Here is an 18,561-nt window from a genome sequence, read left to right as displayed (position 1 = left end):
TTGTCGTGGCTGAAGAAAGTGACGAGGACAAAACAGAATCGCCCACCGCGCACCGACTTGAAAAGGCGCGGGAAGATGGGCAGATCCCGCGTTCGCGCGAACTGACCTCATTACTGATGCTGCTGGCCGGCATCATGATCCTGTGGATGGGCGGCACCATGATGGCGCACCGTCTGGCGGGCATGGTGGCCACCGGTCTGCGTTTCGATCACGGCATGGTGACCGATGATAAAATCATCATCAGCCATATCGGCAGCCTGATCGGCCAGGCGTTAATGGCGCTGCTGCCGCTGATGGGCGGACTGGTGCTGGTGGCGATTGCTGCGCCGATGCTGCTGGGCGGTATTGTGATCAGCGGCAAGTCGATCAAAGTCGATTTTACCAAGCTCAGCCCGCTGGCCGGTTTCAAGCGAATGTTTGCCGCCCAGGCCTGGACGGAGCTGTTCAAAGGCATCCTCAAGACCGTGCTGGTGGGCTGCGTTGCCTGCTGGTACATCTGGGTCCACTGGCCGGAGATGCTGCGGTTGATCAGCGAATCTCCGATCAACGCGCTGGTGCACGGCATGGATATGATTGCCATCTGCTGCACCCTGGTGATGCTGGGGCTGGTGCCGATGGTCGGTTACGACGTTTTCTGGCAGCTCTACAGCTATTACAAAAAGCTGCGTATGTCGCGTCAGGAAATCCGCGACGAACACAAACAGCAGGAGGGCGACCCGCACGTCAAAGGGCGTATCCGCCAGCAGATGCGCGCCGCGGCCCGCCGCCGGATGATGGCCGACGTGCCGAAAGCCGACGTGATCGTCACTAACCCGACGCACTATTCAGTGGCGCTGCAGTACAACGAGAAGAAGATGAGCGCACCGAAGGTGATTGCCAAGGGCGCGGGCGAAATCGCCCTGAGAATTCGTGAACTGGGTGCGGAACACCGCATTCCGGTTCTGGAAGCACCGCCGCTGGCGCGTGCGCTATACCGACACACTGAAATTGGACAGCACATTCCGGGCGCGCTCTATGCGGCCGTGGCGGAAGTGCTGGCCTGGGTCTGGCAGTCGCGCCGCTGGAAGCGCGAAGGCGGCCTGATCCCAGCCAAACCGAAAAACCTGCCGGTCCCGGCAGAGATGGACTTTGCAGGAGAGAGCAAAAACGATGGCTAATAACCTGGCCGCAAAACTACGTTTACCGGGCAACTTTAAAGATATGCAGTGGCAGGTGCTGGCGGGTCCGGTACTGATCCTGATGATCCTGTCGATGATGGTGCTGCCGTTACCGCCGTTCATCCTCGATCTGCTGTTCACCTTTAACATTGCGCTGTCGATCATGGTGCTGCTGGTGGCGATGTTCACCCAGCGTACCCTGGAGTTTGCGGCATTCCCGACCATTCTGCTGTTCTCCACCTTGCTGCGTCTGGCGCTGAACGTCGCCTCGACCCGTATTATTCTGATGGAAGGGCATACCGGCGCGGCAGCAGCAGGTCAGGTGGTTGAGGCCTTTGGCCACTTCCTGGTCGGCGGCAACTTCGCTATCGGTATCGTGGTGTTCATCATCCTGGTCATCATCAACTTTATGGTTATCACCAAGGGTGCTGGCCGTATCGCCGAAGTGGGCGCGCGCTTTGTGCTTGACGGGATGCCCGGCAAGCAGATGGCGATCGACGCCGACCTTAACGCCGGTTTAATCGGCGAAGATGAAGCCAAACGTCGCCGTTCAGAAGTGACCCAGGAAGCGGACTTCTACGGCTCAATGGACGGTGCCAGTAAGTTCGTCCGCGGCGATGCCATCGCCGGTATCATGATCATGGTGATCAACGTCATCGGCGGCCTGCTGGTCGGCGTGGTGCAGCACGGTATGGACGTGGGGCACGCGGCGGAAACCTATACCCTGCTGACCATCGGTGATGGTCTGGTGGCGCAGATCCCGGCGCTGGTGATCTCCACCGCCGCGGGCGTAATCGTTACGCGTGTGGCGACCGATCAGGACGTGGGCGAGCAGATGGTAACCCAGCTGTTCAAAGATCCGCGCGTGCTGATGCTGAGTGCCGGCGTCATCGGCCTGCTCGGGCTGGTACCCGGCATGCCAAACTTCGTCTTCCTGCTGTTTACCGCCGCCTTACTCGGCCTGGCCTGGTGGCTGCGCGGTCGGGAAATGCAGCCGAACAAGAAGATGGAAGCGACGCCGGGCAGCCTGACTAAAACCCCGGAAACACCGGCTAGCGCAGAAGCCTCCTGGACCGATGTGCAACTGGAAGATACGCTGGGGATGGAAGTAGGTTACCGCCTGATTCCGATGGTCGATCATCTGCAAAATGGTGAGCTGCTGGGCCGTATCCGCAGTATCCGTAAAAAGGTGGCGCAGGATGTCGGCTTCCTGCCGCCGGTGGTGCATATCCGTGACAACATGGAACTGCCGCCGGCGCGCTACCGTATTCTGATGAAAGGAGTCGAAATCGGCAGCGGCGATGCCTACCCGGGCCGCTGGATGGCGATTAACCCGGGCACCGCAGCGGGCAGTCTGCCGGGTGAAGCAACCGTCGATCCGGCGTTCGGGCTGGCGGCCGTCTGGATTGACAGCGCGCTCAAAGAGCAGGCGCAAATCCAGGGCTTTACCGTGGTTGAAGCCAGTACCGTGGTGGCAACGCACCTGAATCACCTGATTGGACAATACGCCAGCGAGCTGTTTGGCCGTCAGGAAGCGCAGCAATTGCTGGATCGCGTGACCCAGGAGATGCCGAAGCTGACCGAAGATCTGGTGCCGGGCGTGATCAGCCTGACCACGCTGCACAAGGTGCTGCAAAACCTGCTGGTGGAGCGGGTGTCGATTCGCGATATGCGCACCATCATCGAAACTCTGGCCGAGCATGCGCCGGTACAAAGCGATCCGCAGGAGCTGACCAGCGTGGTGCGCGTGGCGCTGGGTCGCGCCATTACTCAGCAGTGGTTCCCCGGCAATGATGAAGTGCAGGTGATCGGACTGGATGCCACGCTGGAACGCTTGCTGCTGCAGGCGTTGCAGGGCGGTGGTGGACTGGAGCCAGGTCTGGCCGATCGGCTGTTAAGCCAGGCGCAGGCGGCGTTGCAGCGTCAGGAAATGCTCGGCGCACCGCCGGTGCTGCTGGTCAATCATCCGCTACGCGCCTTGCTGGCCCGCTTCCTGCGTCGCAATCTGCCGCAGCTGGTGGTGCTGTCTAACCTCGAACTGAGCGACAACCGTCAGATTCGCATGACCGCCACCATCGGAGGCAAATAATGCGCTGGATGATGGCGTTGGGATTAATGCTGCCGCTGCTGGCTCAGGCGGCCGGTGGTGCGTGGCAGGCCAGCGCCAGTGGTCCGCTGCTGGCCAACCGCGGCAGCTGGCAGCGCAGCCAGCCGCTGACGGCACCGGCTAACCTTAGCGGCGAGATCAGCGTGGTTAACTGGCGTTATCAACTGAGCAAACCGGCCCCGTCCGGGCTGGAAGTGCGGCTGTGCGGCGCGCAACGCTGCACTACGCTGGAAGGCGCCAGCGGCACCACCCGTGGCCTGGCACATCTCAGCGCCGATGAAACGCTGCATATGGTGTTTGGTTTTGCCGGCAGCGGCGCGCTGCCGCCGGGCTTGCGGGTCGTCAGCAGCGAAGTGATGGTGAATTACCAGTAGCGGCGGGATGAGGCGTATCAGGCATTGACGCCTTTCATCCCTTCGGCCGAATACCTGCCGCCTTTAATCTCCACCTGCTGATGAATCTGGTTCAGTAACGCGACATCAGCCGCCTCCAGTACCACTTCACTGGCCTGCGCATTTTCCGTCAGATAAGCCAGCCGTTTGGTGCCAGGAATCGGCACAATTCTTTGATACTGCGCCAGCAGCCACGCCAGCGCAATCTGACCCACCGTACATTGATACTTCTGGCTTAGCGGCCGCACAACCTCCAGCAACTGCGCGTTATGATCGAGGCTGGCCTGCTGGAAGCGGTCATTATTTTTACGGAAGTCGTCTGCGGCAAAGTCGCTGTTGTTAAGGTATTTGCCGGTCAGAAAACCGCGGCCGAGCGGAGAGTAGGGCACCAGTCCGATGTCGAGTTTTTTCACCATCGGCAGGATCTCCGCTTCAATATCCCGGGTCCATAAAGAATATTCTGTCTGCAACACGGCGACCGGATGAACCGCATGTGCTCGCTGTAGGGTGGCTGCTGACACTTCACACAGACCGACATGTCGAATCTTCCCTTGCTTAACCAGCTGGCTGAGACAGTCCATGCTGTGCTCAATGGGCGTGGACTCGCTGACGCGATGAAGGTAAAACAGATCGATCTGCTCGACGCCCAGCCTTTTCAGCGAAGCGTTGCAGCACTGAATGAGGTAATCGGGCTGATTATTGATGACGCGGGCATAGGCCTGATCGGCAGCACGCTCAATACCGCATTTGGTGGCGACCTTTATCTGCTGCCGGCTGCGCGTATCCAGCCGGGCAAGAAACTCGCCGATTAGCTGCTCATTGTGGCCGCGGCCATACAGGTCTGCGGTGTCGATAAAATTGATATCCAGATCGATGAGAGAATTAAGCAGTTGCAGCGCGCTGCTGTCGTCGGTCTTGCCATAAAATTCACTCAGTCCCATTGCACCATAGCCAATTGCACTGACGTTCAAATCCTGCGTGAGAGTTCGGGTTTTCATCATGCCTCCTGATAAGTTGACCCGATTATTCCACCGCGCTTTCCGTTAATGAATTCGCATTTTGGTTATTCAGTAAAGGTATCATCCAGCTGGCAACAGCGTTAGGGACAGGTGGGATTGATTGCGTAGCAGGGCAGATTTACGTGGCGTAATAGTTTGAAAAGTAAGCGAAAGCGGCATCATTCTGGCCAGGTTTATCGGCCGCAGTGATGCTTTATGGCAGCCAGCGATGACTTATTCCGGTTGCAGCGGGCGACACAATAAGGCCTGGGCGTCCCGCACGGCCTGGCGCGTTTCATCCGCGCGGATTACTGCATACAGATCGATATTTAACTGCTGGGCGGCAGAATCGGTCAGTTCCCGATAACAGAGGCCTTGCTGATTGAAGGTGCATTTTGACTGGGGCAGCAACGCGAAGCCTTTGCCCCGGGCGATGTGTGACAGCATCACCAGCGAATCGTCAGGCTCTTTGACCCGTTTCAACGTGACCCGCAACTGCGAAAAGTAGCGTTCACACTTATCGTAAAACAGCGGATTGGCACTACGCGGGAACCAGAATAGCGGCAGGTCAGCCAGATCGTCCAGCGCAACCTGTGATTGCAGGCTGGCCGGGTGCAGCGCTGGCAGCGCCACCCGCAGCGGTTCGCGACAGATCCACCCATAGTTTGCCGACTGGTCTGCATCCGGCCCTTTCTCGCCGGTGATAATCAGATCCAGCCGGTTTTTTGCCAGGCACTGCAGCAGTTGCGCCGAGCTCAGATCGGGCGTTTCGATCTCATCCTCAATCTTCAGTTGGCTGAGCTGAGCCCTGACTGCCTCGATAAAGTCGAAATTAAGCGTCCGCGTCAGGCCAATGCGTAAACGGCCCGGCGTCATGGCGGCCTCGGTTTTCAGTTCGCTGAGTTGTCTGAGGATAGCGTCAGCCTTCACCATAAGGTTACGTCCGGCATCGGTCAGGCTGACATCGTGGGTGGTTCGGTGAAATAACTGTTGTTCCAGCACCGCTTCGAGACACTGGATCTGCCGGGTTAATGGCGGCTGGGTCATCCGCAGGCGTTCTGCCGCCCGGCGAAAGTTAAGTTCATGGGCCACCGCGAGGAAACATTGCAGTTGCTTAATGCTGGGGAGATGGGTGTTGATAAGGTGCGCGGGCATACTCATTGCGTCATCCTGCCGATCGGCGGCAGCGTCCTGAATCGCCGGGAAAGGACGCTGTCAGGCTGGCGCACGGCGCTGAGGCAACGGTTATCGTCTGCCGCAGCGCCGCAGGCGGTTTACATGCGTTCGACGGTATCGATACCCAGCGTATCCAGACCCTGTTTCAGCGTCTTCGCGGTCAGCGCCGCCAGCTGCAGTCGGCTCAGGCGGGTAGCGTCCGATTCGGCGGTCAGGATCGGGCAGTGCTCGTAGAAACCGGAGAACAGACCCGCCAGATCGTACAGATAGGCGCACATCACGTGTGGCGTGCCGTCACGCGCAACCTGGGTGATCACCTCTTCGAACTGCAACAGGCGGGTTGCCAGTTGCGCTTCACGCTCTTCGCTGATCACAATCTCTGCGTCCAGCGCTGCGGCATCAATGCCCGCTTTACGGAATACCGACAGCACACGGGTGTAAGCGTACTGCATGTAAGGCGCGGTATTGCCTTCAAATGCCAGCATGTTATCCCAGTCAAAGATGTAATCGGTGGTGCGGCTTTTTGACAGGTCAGCGTACTTCACGGCACTGATGCCGACGACTTCCGCCAGCGTTTTCACTTCCTCTTCACTCATCTCCGGGTTCTTTTCACGAACCAGGTTATAGGCGCGCTGATAGGCTTCATCAAGCAGATCGGCCAGCTTGATGGTGCCGCCGCTGCGGGTTTTGAAAGGACGACCATCTTTGCCCAGCATCATGCCGAAGGCGTGGTGCTCCAGCGGTACTGACTCCGGAACATAACCGGCTTTGCGCACGATGGTCCAGGCCTGCATCAGATGCTGATGCTGACGTGAATCGATGTAGTAGAGCACCCGATCGGCTTTCAGGGTTTCATAGCGGTATTTGGCACAGGCGATGTCGGTGGTGGTATAGAGATAGCCGCCATCCTTTTTCTGGATGATCACGCCCATCGGTTCGCCTTCTTTGTTCTGGAACTCATCCAGGAACACCACGGTAGCGCCTTCACTTTCTACCGCTAACCCTTTTTGCTTCAGGTCAGCGACAATGCCTGGCAGCATATCGTTGTAGAGGCTTTCACCCATCACATCTTTACGCGTCAGGGTGACATTCATGCGGTCATAAATTTTCTGGTTCTGACTCATGGTGATGTCGACCAGCTTTTTCCACATCTGACGGCAATATTCGTCGCCGCCCTGCAGTTTGACCACGTAGCTGCGTGCGCGCTCGGCAAACGCCGGGTCTTCATCGTAGGTACGCTTGGCTTCGCGGTAGAACGCTTCCAGATCGGCCAGCGCCATTTCAGCGTGATGCTCGTTCTGCTGCTTCTCAAGGAAGGCGATCAGCATACCAAACTGTGTGCCCCAGTCGCCGACGTGGTTGGCGCGAATCACCCGATGGCCGAGAAACTCCAGCGTCCGGACCGCGGCATCGCCAATAATGGTGGAGCGCACGTGGCCGACGTGCATCTCTTTGGCCACGTTGGGTGCAGAGTAATCGACCACGATGGTCTGCGGTTCAACCTGCTGTACACCGAGGCGCGGCAGGCTCAGCGCTTCACGCGCATGGGTCGCCAGCCACTGGTGATCGAGGAAAATGTTAATGAAGCCCGGTCCGGCAATTTCAACTTTACTGGCGATGCCGGTCAGGTCGAGATGCTGGATCACTGCTTCCGCTAATTGTCGCGGTGCTTGCCCCAGCTTTTTCGCCACGGCCATAATACCGTTGGCCTGATAATCACCAAACTGGACCCTGGCGGACTGACGAACCTGCGGTTCGCAATCGGCGGGAGCGCCGGCTAAAACCATTGCCTGACTGACTTTTGCGGAAAGAAGAGACTGAATATTCACCGGGTTACCTTCATGTGCTGAACAACGCCCGAATCACTGGATCCGAGCCGTCATCATCTTGCCTGGCAGCACTGCGCAATGGCGCGACAGCAGTGGAGGGCGCAGACAAAATGGAAAAAAATGAGGGGAAAAGTATACGTGAAATGTCAGTGGGCGTCAGCAGTTGGATGAAGCGGGGAAACAGAGCCGAAGATGTTTCCCTGTGGCGTTAACGACGTCGCAGGTGACGGCGAGGGTTCTTGACGCTTTTATCTTCACGCACCTTCCAATGGCGGGAAATTGCAAATCCCATCAGTGCGATCAGGACAGCGACAACGATGAGCATAGACATAGAGCCATTCCTTTTGGTTGTGTTAGGTCAAATTTATAAGAAACAGGGGGTGGCTGCAATTGTTTCACTGTCAAATAAGAGTTATCTTATTGTATTAAAGAAGGTGATTAAAATCATATGTTTAGGTCACTTTCATCAATTAACTCATGGACCTAAAGAGGGGATTAATCCGAATTGAAAGCTGTTCTTATACGCTTTTGCCGGAAATAATGGGCTAAATAAGATGAATCTGATCATTTTGTGGCGCTCAGGGCAGAGCAGGCAACAGGTTCTAATGTTAAAAAAGATTAAACAAATCGAGAGGATTTACCGTTGTGACCAGACCTTTTCCCGCTGAATTGGACGATTTAAAGACAGATTTGCAACGTTTTGAAGAATCGTTGCAAAATTTTGCCCAGCGACTGGGTTTATGCCTTAACGATCTTGAAGCCGATCACATTGCAGTGCGTTGTCATCAGGACGCGACCGCAGTGCGCTGGCAGCAAGGGCTGCAGCAGATTGGTACCCAGTTTTCTCAGGCGATGATTAATGGCCGGCCAATTTGCCTGTTTAAACTGCATCAACCGTTGCAGGTGGCGGGCTGGGCGCTGGATGTGGTCGAACTGCCGTGGCCGGGCGAGAAGCGTTACCGTCATGAGGGATGGGAGCATGTCGAGGTGGTGTTGCGCGGCGATCATCAGACGCTGGGCGTGCGTGCCATGGCGTTATTATCGGATGAGGCGCTGACGCAGCCGGGGATTTCGTTCAAGACCAGCTCGCCACAGGGCGAAAATGAGCGTCTGCCCAATCCGACCCTGGCGGTGACGGATGGGCAGACAACGATTAAATTTCATCCATGGCGACTGGAAGAGATTGTCGCCAGCGAGCAGGATTAAGGCCGGGCGGCAACGGCGCGCTGCAGTCGGGCGACCGCTTCATCCAGCAGGGCGCGGGTACAGCCAAAGTTAAGACGGACAAACTGGTCATTGCCAAATTCGCGTCCTGCTGACAGTCCCAGCCCATGTTTTTCAAAGTAGAGCGCCGGACTGGCTACCCCGAGACCGCGCGCATCGATCCAGGCGAGGTAGCTCGCCTCCGGTGCGATCAGGGATAAGCCGGGCAGCTTGTTGACCTGCGACACCAGCCAGTCACGGTTGCTGCGCAGGTAGGCATTCTGCGCGCTGAGCCAGGCGCTGCCGTCGCGCCAGGCGGCTTCTGCCGCCGCTAAGGCCAGAATATCGACATCGGGCACAATGCCCCGTCTCATCTTATTAAAGCGGGCGCGCAGTTCAGCGTTGGGGATGATCGCCATCGAGGCACCCAGACCGGCGATGTTAAAGCTCTTGGATGGCGACATCAGCGTAACAGAGCGCTGGGCGGCCTCTTCGCTCAGGCTGGCAAACGGAATATGCTGTACGCCGGGCTCCAGCAGCAAATCACTGTGGATTTCATCGGAACAGACAATCAGGTCATGCTGCCGGGCAAATTCCAGCTGCGCCTGCAGTTCGTCATGGCGGTAGACCGTTCCGCCCGGATTCTGTGGGTTACACAGCATCAGCAGCCGCTCTTTACCGGTCATCTGACCGTCGGCCGCCGCCAGATCCAGCAGCCAGCGTCCCTGTTGCAGGCTCAGCGGCAGATTCAGTTGCCCGCGCTCCGCCAGTTTTGCCGCGCTACGGAAGGGCGGATAGATTGGCGTGGGGGCGATGGTCAGTTGATCCGGCGCGGTGAATGCCCGTACTGCCAGATTTAACCCGCACACCACGCCCGGCAGTACCACAATCCACTCGGGATTAACGTGCCAGTTATAGCGCGAGGCCAGCCACTCCACGGCGCTGTCGATAAAACCAGTGGGCTTATCGCCATAACCAAAAATGCCATGTTCGGCACGGGCTTTTATCGCTTCGATGACACAATCAGGCGATCGAAAATCGGTATCTGCCACCCACAACGGCAGAATGTCCTGGTCCGCATATTTGTTCCATTTAAGGCTATCGCTGTGACGACGGTCTATCCGTTGGTCGAAATTGAATGCCATAGTTAACTTTCCCGGTAAACTCATTCCAGCAGCCAGACTAACTGATGAATCTGCCTTGAACCAGAGTCATGTAAAGGAGAAGAGAATGACCACACTGGAAATTTGCTGCTATGGCGTGGATTGCGCAGTGACCGCGCAGCAGGCCGGCGCCGATCGGGTTGAACTCTGTGCCGCGCCACGTGAAGGGGGCTTAACCCCGTCCGCCGGCATGCTGAATGCTGCCCGGCGTGAAGTTTCAATTCCGGTTCATCCCATCGTCCGGCCGCGCGGCGGCGACTTTTGCTATACCGCACGTGAATTCGAGGCGATGAAATCTGACGTAGCCCTGATTCGCGAACTCGGCTTTCCGGGCCTGGTGCTCGGCATGCTCGACGAAGATGCGCACGTCCATCGTGGGCAGATGCGGCAAATCATGGCGCTGTGCGATGGCCTGGCGGTGACCTTCCACCGAGCCTTCGACCTCTGCCATAGTCCGAAACGCACGCTGGAGGAGTTGACCGATCTTGGCGTAGCCCGCATTCTGACTTCAGGGCAGCAGCAGAGCGCGGAGAATGGAATTGCACTGCTGAAGGAACTTAATGAAGTGAGCACGGGTCCTATCATTATGGCAGGTGCCGGTGTTCGTCTGAGTAACCTGCAAAAGTTCCTCGACATGGGAATACGTGAAGTCCATAGCTCGGCAAGCCGATTGATCGCTTCGCCGATGCGCTACCGCAAAGCGGGTGTTTCCATGTGTTCTGAAGCCGAAACCGATGAGTTCAGCCGCTATTGCGTTGATGGCGATGTGGTGGAGGCGATGAAAAGCGTGATGCAGATGAGCACCGTCCGGGTGGCCTGAATCACTTCCGATTTTGCCGCGCAGCACGCCGATCATTGACGTGATGTTTGCAAGTACCAAACCCCAGTATGCTTGCTGGGGTTCTTTTTGCCTGCAGTTCCTCTTTTTTCCTTTATTCACCGGCTTCTATTCACCGGCTTCGCGCGGATGCTCCTTCTGATGCGGGTGGTAGATTTTCTCCACCCCGAGCCGCTTCACGGCCTGACGCCACGCCCGCTGGCCGCAGTAGTCACACTGCTGGTCAGGCTGCTGCTCACTCTGCACCACGTAACCGCAGTGACCACAGGCGAAACAGCCATCCACCGCTATATGCTGGTTGAAGGTCTCATTCTGTTCAGGCAGCAGCCACAGTCCGCTACGCGGCTGTTGATAGAGCAACAGGCTGACCCGGCCAGACGGTTCCAGCCAGGCGCGCCGGACCTCACCCAAATGCTGAACGCCCATTGAACGCAGTTCCGAGAATGCCCGATCGCGCGAAAATTCAGCGTGGTGCAGATGCTCCAGCGCCAGTCGTCCATCCATCACCAGCAACGTGGCATCGCCCTGGGTCAGCACTTCGAGCCGATGCGAGAAAAAGGTGCTCCAGGAGAGCAGGCGAAAACAGCCAAGCAGCGTAATCAGCAACACGATGGTGGTCAGAATGCCCTTTTCAGGCGTCTGCAAGGGCGCACCAATCGCGGCACCCAACATGATCATTATCGCCAGATCGATAATGCTTAACTGACCGGCAAAGCGACGGCCCATCAGCCGCAGCACCAGCAGTAAAACCAGATAGATGAACAAAAAACGCAGCAGCACCTCACCGGCAAAGGTCCAGGGCGCTTCACCGATTAGCCAGCGGTGCATAAGGTCACGCATTGTTAGTCCTCCAGCGAGGTTGAGGCGGGGAGCCAGTGGTGCGCGTGGCAACAGTGGCAGGCGCTATCGGCGGGCGTATTGCGGTCCGCCAGGTTACCGCAGGAAAAGCAGACCTGATGCTCATCGGTTTCCATCGCCGCAATCAGGGCGTCATCGCCGCGGGGCGCAATCGCCAGACCGGGACGCGGGGTATCGCTCCACGCCAGGGTTAATGCACCGGAAGGCTCAATGTATACCCGGCTGAGTTGCCCCAGATGCTGAACGCCACGACCGCGCAGCAGTGAGAACAGTTTTTCGCGCGACAGCACGGTGGCGCGCAGCGTCTCCAGCTTCAGTCGACCTTCATCCAGCACCACCCGTTCGCTACCCGCCAGCAGACGATCGAACCGGCGGGAGCGCATGCTGAGATGGCCGGCAAGATGCTGCAACGCCAGCAGGCTGGCAATGATCACCAATGGCGGCAACAGCCCGCGCTTGTCATCCAGCAACGGGACGCCCATGGTCCCCGCCAGAGTGACCACCGCTGACAGTTCGAACAGCGTATATTGCGAGGCGACGCGACGACCCAGCAGACGCAATGCGATAATAATCAGGACAAAGCAGATCACTGCGCGCCCAATCACCTCCAGCAGAAACGTGGGAGGATTCTGACCAAAAACCAGACGTGCAATATCGGACAACACGATTTCATCCTGCTTCATGACTCACCGTACCCCTATTGACGAATAGCAGAGTGAAAAAGTATATCGTGTGAAATCTATTCTGCCGCACGGTCAACCGGCCTGCAGCCCTTGTGCCGTCTGGCTTAAGCCTCAAAAAGCCCGGTGTCTTCAGCGTTCTGCACCCACAGCAGAAACTGCTTCACAGCGAAATAACCGGCGCGGGCGGCCAACTGAAATTTTTGCCTTAGGCCGCCATTCGCCGCCGCAGCGTTTACACTTAACCCAACGTTGTCTGGAACTTACCTTATGAAATGCGAACCGATTGTTGCTGTAAGCCTGTTACTGGCTGGTCTGAGCACTCCGCTGGTTGCGGCCAGTCAGTGCGGCCCGCACAGTGGTGCTATTGCCAGCAGTAATAACTGGATCCTGCTGGGCGGCAGCGCAAAGGGTGCCGTTAAGCAGGTGATTGCCGGAGAATTTGGCAAAGATGTGAATTCGCAAAAGCGCGTGCTGGGTCAGTTCGATGCCTGCGGCGATCTGCTGGTGGCCGATGTCACTTACGACAAGAATGAACGCAACGTGATCCTCAGTATGGAGCAGCACATCGCCCGGGTGCAGGGTGGCTGGGTGGCGGAGTATGCCTATCTGGTGAAGGTGCTGAAAGAGGGAAAAGAGGTGGTGGTCGATAACCGGCAGGGGACGATCAACTGGCAGAAGGGGAAAAACGGCAACATCACCAGCGCCTCGGATAAATTTACCAGCATGGGCACCAGTGGCTTTACGGACACCACCTATCGTTACGATCCGCAGTTCCGGCTGCAAAAAAGCGTGGCGCGTGGCAGCGATCAGCTGACCAACGGAGAGTATCACTACCGCTGGAATCCGCAGGGGCTGGTGACCCGCACCACCTCAACCCGCAGCACCGATAGCTACACCTACGATAACCAGTGGCGGGAACTGCGCCTGAACGGCACCGCGACCACGCCGCTGAGTACCATCCGCACCGTCGATGAGTGTCAGTCGTGGGATCAGGTCGGGAATTGTACCCTGAGCTACCTGCACGAAACCGAAGTGTTTACCCGCGGCACCATCGAACGTCATCTCAGCTCCGCCTATAAATATGAGTACTGGGGCCAGCCTGCGGCAGAAGAGTAGCGGGCGATCGCACTATCCATCGCCCGCGAGGCGTTATTCCACCGTCTTACTGAACGCATCCAGCGCCAGCAGCGCGTGGGCAATATCTTCCGGCGACAGGTTCGGGTTCAGGTTCTTCAGCGTATCCCCCTCGCTGTTGGCTAGCGCCCCTATTTTGACCAGATTTTCCCAGCTCTCATTCTCCAGATGCAACTCCTTCAGCGTGGTCGGCATGTTGATGGCGCGATAGAAACGAATGTAGCGCGCAATCTCATCGTCCGGACGCCGCTCCAGCACCATCTGGGTCAGCGTACCGTAAGCGACTTTTTCACCGTGCGTCAGGTGATGGATATCGCCATCAATCGCGGTAAAGCCATTGTGGATGGCATGAGCCGCCGCCAGGCCGCCATTTTCGAAGCCCAGACCAGAGAGCAGGGTGTTTGCCTCAACCACTGCCTCGACCGCTGGCGTTACCCGTTTTTCGCTTACCGCCACGAAGGCGCTGTAGCCCCAGGTCAGTAGCGTCTCTTCACAGGCGCGGGCAATCGCCAGACCGGCGAGGGTAGGATCACCGTTCACCATCGATTTGGCGTGCGAACGGGCCACCGCCTGCGCCTCGACCCAGGTTGCCAGGCCATCGGCGATACCGGATGCAAACAGCCGCGCCGGCGCGCTGGCGCACACCGCGGTATCCACCAGCACCAGGTCTGGGTTTTTACTGTAGAACCGGTAGCTCTCAAACACGCCGCTGTCGGTGTAGATCACCGACAGCGCGCTGCAGGGTGCATCCGTTGAGGCAATAGTTGGCACGATCGCCACCGGCTGCTTCAGCTCATCAGCCACCGCCTTCACCGTATCCAGCGTTTTACCGCCGCCCAGCCCGACCACCACATTACAGCCCTGGTTTTTCGCCAGCTGGCTCAGTCGGGTAATCTCATTACTGGAGGCTTCGCCATTAAACTGCTGCCAGTTAAAATTAACGCCCGCCTTTTGCAGTGCCTGCTGCGTGCGCTCGCCAATCAGTTTCCAGACGATTTCATCCGCCACCAGGAAAGCGTTGTCACCCAGTTCGGCGATGTAAGGCCCCAGCTCATCCAGTACGCCAGCGCCCTGCACATATTTGCGGGGTGAAGAGAAGATAAATTTACTCATAATCACAACTCCTTAATATGAAGATAAACCGCTGTTAGCCTGGCACAAAGTCGGCAAACGGGCGGGGGAATCACCAATGAGATGTCGCCGGAACCCTGTTAAGCTACGGCCAGCCCGCCATCTTCCAGGAGATCCTGATGAGCACCACGCTGTTTTCTTTTCTGTTTGCGATTACTGTTCTGACCCTGACGCCGGGCTTTGATACCGCGCTGGTGTTGCGCTCGGCGGTGGCCCAGGGCGCGAAGCGCGCCAGCGTAACGGCGCTGGGCGTGACGCTCGGTTGTCTGGTGTGGGGCGTCGCGGTGGGATTAGGATTAGGCGCGCTGCTGCTGGCGTCTGAAATGGCCTACAACCTGCTGAAGTGGCTGGGCGCGGCGTGGTTACTCTACCTGGGACTGAAACTGCTGCTGAAACCGCGCCAGCAGCCAATGATTCAGAGCGGGCAACCGCTGCTGCAACAGGGCTATCTTGCCTGCTTCAGCCGCGGTTTGCTGGGCAACCTGCTGAATCCAAAAGTGGGGATCTTTTATGTCAGTTTTCTGCCGCAGTTTATTCCGGCCGGGGCATCGGTGGCGCTGTGGTGTAGCCTGATGGCGCTGACGCACATGCTGCTGGGACTGGTGTGGAATGCGGTGCTGATTGGTGGCAGCCACTATTTCGCCCGCCATCTGCGCCAGCCACGGGTGCTGAAAGTGATGGATCGCCTGACCGGCTGTGTGTTCATTGGCTTCGCGGCGAAACTGGCTTTGTCCCGCCGCTAAGCTTCAGGGAAGGATTTTAAGGTTTGGTGGCAACCAGCACCGCGCGCAGCGGGGCAGGATAACCCTCGACCGTTTTGCTGGCGTCGTCAGGATCGAGGAACTCGGCCAGCGATTCGCTGGTCATCCAGTCGGTACGACGCTGCTCTTCGGTGGTGGTGCGGGCGAAATCAACGATGCGCACATCGACAAAACCGCTCTTCTCCAGCCAGCTTTTCAGCGCCTCGGCCGACGGAATAAAGAACACGTTGCGCATCTGCGCATAGCGTTCACCGGGCACCAGCACCTGATTCACATCACCTTCGATCACCAGCGTTTCCAGCACCAGTTCGCCGCCGCTCACCAGCTGATTTTTCAGCTGCAGCAGATGGTCGAGCGGGGAACGGCGATGATAGAGCACGCCCATTGAAAACACCGTATCGAACGCCTGCAGCGCCGGTAACTGCTCAATGCCCAGCGGCAACAGATGGGCGCGGCGATCGTCATTCAGCAGCTTACGTACTGCCTCAAACTGGCAGAGAAACAGCTGCATCGGATCGATACCAACCACCAGATGGGCACCGGCGCCAATCATCCGCCACATGTGGTAACCGCTGCCGCAGCCCACATCCAGCACCGTCCGGCCCGCCAGCGAGGAGATATGCGGCAATACGCGATCCCATTTCCAGTCGGAGCGCCATTCAGTATTGATTTCGGTGCCGTAGAGTGAGTAAGGCCCTTTGCGCCACGGCATCAGATTGCGCAGCAGTTTCTCAATGCCCTGACGGTGGCGATCGCTGATGTCATCGCGGTCAGCACTGACGCTGTGTAACAGGTCAAGCCGCTGCGGTTCGAGCAACGGCAGATATTCCAGCGATTTATACCAGTCGCGGAAGTGTCCATGCAGGTTTTCCCGTTGCCATTCGCTGATTTGCGCCGGCAACACTTCCAGCCACTTCGCCAGCGGACCGACGGCAATTTGTTGATAAAAACGGCCAAAGTCGATCATTTCAATGCCACCAGAGAACCAAAGTTAAAGCACTGGAACCAGAGTTCGGCGTGCGAGAAACCGGCCTGTTTCAGGCGGGCTTTGTGCGCTTCTACGCTATCGGTCAGCATCACATTTTCCAGCATGCTGCGCTTCTGGCTGATCTCCAGCTCGCTGTAGCCATTGGCGCGCTTGAAGTCATGGTGCATGTTAAACAACAGTTCACCGACTTCGGCATCTTCAAAGCTGAATTTCTCTGACAGTACCAGCGCACCGCCAGGCTTCAGCCCGTGCCAGATTTTCTCCAGCAGCGCTAACCGCGCCGGTGGCTCAAGAAATTGCAGCGTGAAGTTGAGCACCACCAGCGAGGCGTTTTCAATCGCAATATCGCGGATATCCGCTTCCAGCACCGTTACCGGCGTGTCAGCGCGAAAGGCATCAATGTGACGACGGCAGCGCTCAACCATGGCCGGGGAGTTATCCACCGCAATGATCTGGCAACCGGGCACCTGAATATTGCGGCGCACCGACAGGGTGGCCGCGCCGAGCGAGCAGCCGAGGTCATAAACCTGGCTGTCGGGCGTCACAAAACGTTCTGCCAGCATGCCAATCATCGAGATGATGTTGGAATAGCCCGGCACCGAGCGCTGAATCATGTCGGGAAAGACTTCAGCTACGCGCTCGTCAAAAGTCCAGTCGCCCAGTTTTGCAATGGGCGCTGAGAAGAGTTGATCGCGGTCAGACATATCGAAAATCCGAAGAGACGACGGAAAGGGCGCTATTCTGGCAGAAAGTAGGGCGGGCTGCACCCCTTAACCCGGCAACACTCAGTGTAGCGTCACCACCAGTTCCCATGGCAGGTAGATCAGGTTAAAAATCACCATGCCGCACAACGAAAACAGCGTCAGCAGCATGCCATATTTGCGGCCCGGCATGGCGCTGTGGCGCAGACCCCAGGCGTGCAGCAGGCGGCTGATAAAAAATAGCAGGGCGGTGAGGTGCACCATCCAGATATCGGCACCGTTCATCTCCATCATCACCAGCAACAGCAGCGCCAGCGGGATGGTTTCAATGGCGTTGCCGTGAATGCGTATCGCCATTTTTAAATCATGATAACCCCCATCGCCATACGCCACCCGATAGAAGCGGCGGTAACGCACCACATCCAGGGTAAACTTCATGACCAGCAACGCACCCCACACCACGTATAACGCGCTAACCATTGTGACTCCATCAGCATCAGTAAGGCGGCTATTCTAACCAGCGCGGAGGGCGCTGTCCTGTCCACTGATTAAAACAGTGAATCCTGTTGCGGCCAGTCGGGACCGCTGCCAATCCGCGGATCAATCTGTTGCAACTGCGGCCATAACGCCTGCACCAGTGGAAATACCTGGCCCATATCCGGGGTGTGCAGAAACAGCATCGCGTCGCCCTGTTGCAGCCATTCGGTTAACTTTGGCCGCCAGATCTGAAACAGCGGCACGCTCTCTTCGACGCTGTCGCTGCCGATAAACCGCACCATCGGCTGCGAGCCGGTGCGTACAGCATGCGGCGGCACGCGGGGCTTCTGCGCGCGCGCCGCCAGCGCCGCCGGGTTTTGCGAGGTTGAGGCGTGGACCGGGCGGCTGTCCAGCACCACCCGGTTAATGCCGCGCGCCAGCAGACCGCGATTCAGCGCCCGCTCGGCTTCACCTTTGGCAAAGAACGCCGCGTGACGCACTTCGACTCCGTATTGAAAACGCGCGGGCAGGCTGTCCAGAAAGCGCCAGAGATCGTTAAGCTGCGCTGGCGAAAAGGTGGCGGGCAGTTGCAGCCAGTACTGACCGATACGATCGGCCAGCGGCTCCATCAGGCGCAGAAAGTCGGTCAGCAGATCGTCGCTGTGTTGCAGCGCCGCCTGATGGCTGATGGTATTGGGAAACTTAAAGCAGAAGCGAAAGTCGTCGTGGGTCATCTCACGCCAGCGCAGCACGGTATCGGCTGTCGGCAGCGCGTACAGCGTGGTATTGCCTTCGACACAGTGAAAATAGCGGGCATAATCCGCGAGGCTCTCAATGCCCCAGCGTTTCCAGTGCGAATGCTGCCACTGGGGCAGGCCAATACGAAGTGTCACACCCTCTCTCCTGGCTCTGAGTTAAGATTTGCGATTATCCTCTAAGGTCACGCCCCGGTGCAAACAGGCCCG

The 18,561-nt window shown here is 57.8% G+C and carries 19 protein-coding genes; 7 read left to right on the top strand and 12 right to left on the bottom strand.

What is annotated here, in order from left to right; all coding sequences use genetic code 11:
- The first annotated feature begins 5 nt into the window (after window positions 1-5).
- Genes flhB through flhE form a run of 3 tightly spaced genes read left to right on the top strand, consistent with a single transcriptional unit; the run spans window position 6 to window position 3,638 of the window.
- Window positions 6-1,157 (top strand): flagellar biosynthesis protein FlhB, encoded by a 1,152-nt coding sequence (flhB, locus tag FHW04_RS11015; protein ID WP_069728580.1) that lies wholly within the window; start codon window positions 6-8, stop codon window positions 1,155-1,157.
- Window positions 1,150-3,246 carry a flagellar biosynthesis protein FlhA gene (gene flhA / locus FHW04_RS11010; protein ID WP_031376444.1) on the top strand — a complete coding sequence of 699 codons (2,097 nt, stop codon included), beginning with the start codon at window positions 1,150-1,152 and terminating at the stop codon, window positions 3,244-3,246. Before flhB ends, flhA begins: the two co-directional genes overlap by 8 nt.
- A complete protein-coding gene (gene flhE / locus FHW04_RS11005; RefSeq protein ID WP_069728579.1) occupies window positions 3,246-3,638 on the top strand; it encodes a flagellar protein FlhE in 393 nt (130 codons plus the stop codon). The genes flhA and flhE overlap by 1 nt, the downstream gene beginning before the upstream one ends.
- Before the next feature lie 17 nt (window positions 3,639-3,655).
- Here the strand turns inward: flhE and FHW04_RS11000 are convergent, their stop codons facing one another.
- From FHW04_RS11000 to FHW04_RS10985, 4 genes are all read right to left on the bottom strand, one after another.
- Window positions 3,656-4,654, bottom strand: a complete 999-nt coding sequence (locus FHW04_RS11000; RefSeq protein ID WP_031376652.1) for an aldo/keto reductase — start codon at window positions 4,652-4,654, stop codon at window positions 3,656-3,658.
- Between the two features lie 234 nt (window positions 4,655-4,888).
- Window positions 4,889-5,815 carry a LysR family transcriptional regulator gene (locus tag FHW04_RS10995; protein WP_089562020.1) on the bottom strand — a complete coding sequence of 309 codons (927 nt, stop codon included), beginning with the start codon at window positions 5,813-5,815 and terminating at the stop codon, window positions 4,889-4,891.
- A 113-nt stretch (window positions 5,816-5,928) separates the two neighbouring features.
- On the bottom strand, window positions 5,929-7,659 hold the full coding sequence (gene argS, locus FHW04_RS10990) for an arginine--tRNA ligase (protein ID WP_031376653.1): 1,731 nt from the start codon (window positions 7,657-7,659) through the stop codon (window positions 5,929-5,931).
- Between the two features lie 208 nt (window positions 7,660-7,867).
- The gene (locus tag FHW04_RS10985) at window positions 7,868-7,990 is read right to left on the bottom strand and encodes a hypothetical protein (RefSeq protein WP_009089698.1); all 123 of its coding nucleotides are present in this window, start codon (window positions 7,988-7,990) and stop codon (window positions 7,868-7,870) included.
- A 314-nt stretch (window positions 7,991-8,304) separates the two neighbouring features.
- Here FHW04_RS10985 and FHW04_RS10980 point away from each other — a divergent pair, with 314 nt between their 5' ends.
- On the top strand, window positions 8,305-8,865 hold the full coding sequence (locus tag FHW04_RS10980; RefSeq protein ID WP_046288266.1) for a VOC family protein: 561 nt from the start codon (window positions 8,305-8,307) through the stop codon (window positions 8,863-8,865).
- Here FHW04_RS10980 and FHW04_RS10975 read toward each other — a convergent pair.
- Window positions 8,862-10,007 carry a MalY/PatB family protein gene (locus tag FHW04_RS10975; RefSeq protein WP_069728576.1) on the bottom strand — a complete coding sequence of 382 codons (1,146 nt, stop codon included), beginning with the start codon at window positions 10,005-10,007 and terminating at the stop codon, window positions 8,862-8,864. The two genes, FHW04_RS10980 and FHW04_RS10975, sit on opposite strands and share 4 nt — an antisense overlap.
- Before the next feature lie 85 nt (window positions 10,008-10,092).
- On the opposite strand from FHW04_RS10975, the gene cutC reads away from it, so the two are divergent.
- Complete coding sequence (gene cutC / locus FHW04_RS10970) at window positions 10,093-10,845, top strand: copper homeostasis protein CutC (protein WP_089562021.1); 753 nt, start codon at window positions 10,093-10,095, stop codon at window positions 10,843-10,845.
- Window positions 10,846-10,971: 126 nt separating this feature from the next.
- Here the strand turns inward: cutC and FHW04_RS10965 are convergent, their stop codons facing one another.
- Window positions 10,972-11,703, bottom strand: a complete 732-nt coding sequence (locus FHW04_RS10965) for a DUF421 domain-containing protein (protein WP_089562022.1) — start codon at window positions 11,701-11,703, stop codon at window positions 10,972-10,974.
- A gap of 2 nt (window positions 11,704-11,705) precedes the next feature.
- Entirely contained in the window at window positions 11,706-12,404 is a 699-nt protein-coding gene (locus FHW04_RS10960) for a DUF421 domain-containing protein (protein WP_089562023.1), read from the bottom strand.
- Window positions 12,405-12,671: 267 nt separating this feature from the next.
- Here FHW04_RS10960 and FHW04_RS10955 point away from each other — a divergent pair, with 267 nt between their 5' ends.
- The gene (locus FHW04_RS10955) at window positions 12,672-13,520 is read left to right on the top strand and encodes a hypothetical protein (protein ID WP_046288269.1); all 849 of its coding nucleotides are present in this window, start codon (window positions 12,672-12,674) and stop codon (window positions 13,518-13,520) included.
- A 33-nt stretch (window positions 13,521-13,553) separates the two neighbouring features.
- Here FHW04_RS10955 and FHW04_RS10950 read toward each other — a convergent pair whose 3' ends face one another.
- A complete protein-coding gene (locus FHW04_RS10950; protein ID WP_031376657.1) occupies window positions 13,554-14,651 on the bottom strand; it encodes a glycerol dehydrogenase in 1,098 nt (365 codons plus the stop codon).
- Between the two features lie 137 nt (window positions 14,652-14,788).
- Here FHW04_RS10950 and FHW04_RS10945 point away from each other — a divergent pair, with 137 nt between their 5' ends.
- Complete coding sequence (locus tag FHW04_RS10945) at window positions 14,789-15,412, top strand: LysE family translocator (protein WP_089562024.1); 624 nt, start codon at window positions 14,789-14,791, stop codon at window positions 15,410-15,412.
- 16 nt (window positions 15,413-15,428) lie between these two features.
- Here the strand turns inward: FHW04_RS10945 and cmoB are convergent, their stop codons facing one another.
- From cmoB to FHW04_RS10925, 4 genes are all read right to left on the bottom strand, one after another.
- A complete protein-coding gene (gene cmoB / locus FHW04_RS10940) occupies window positions 15,429-16,397 on the bottom strand; it encodes a tRNA 5-methoxyuridine(34)/uridine 5-oxyacetic acid(34) synthase CmoB (RefSeq protein WP_031376659.1) in 969 nt (322 codons plus the stop codon).
- Complete coding sequence (gene cmoA, locus FHW04_RS10935; protein WP_031376660.1) at window positions 16,394-17,122, bottom strand: carboxy-S-adenosyl-L-methionine synthase CmoA; 729 nt, start codon at window positions 17,120-17,122, stop codon at window positions 16,394-16,396. The genes cmoB and cmoA overlap by 4 nt, the downstream gene beginning before the upstream one ends.
- A gap of 81 nt (window positions 17,123-17,203) precedes the next feature.
- Window positions 17,204-17,599 (bottom strand): MAPEG family protein, encoded by a 396-nt coding sequence (locus FHW04_RS10930; RefSeq protein ID WP_031376661.1) that lies wholly within the window; start codon window positions 17,597-17,599, stop codon window positions 17,204-17,206.
- Window positions 17,600-17,667: 68 nt separating this feature from the next.
- Window positions 17,668-18,489: a DUF72 domain-containing protein gene (locus tag FHW04_RS10925; protein ID WP_089562025.1), complete on the bottom strand. Its 822-nt coding sequence runs from the start codon at window positions 18,487-18,489 to the stop codon at window positions 17,668-17,670.
- Between the last annotated feature and the right edge of the window lie 72 nt (window positions 18,490-18,561).

The organism is Pantoea sp. AN62 (assembly GCF_050432985.1).
GTDB classification, from domain to species: Bacteria; Pseudomonadota; Gammaproteobacteria; order Enterobacterales; family Enterobacteriaceae; genus Pantoea; species Pantoea brenneri.
Note: the sequence above shows the minus strand (reverse complement) of the source record. Positions and strands in the feature narration are given on the sequence as shown.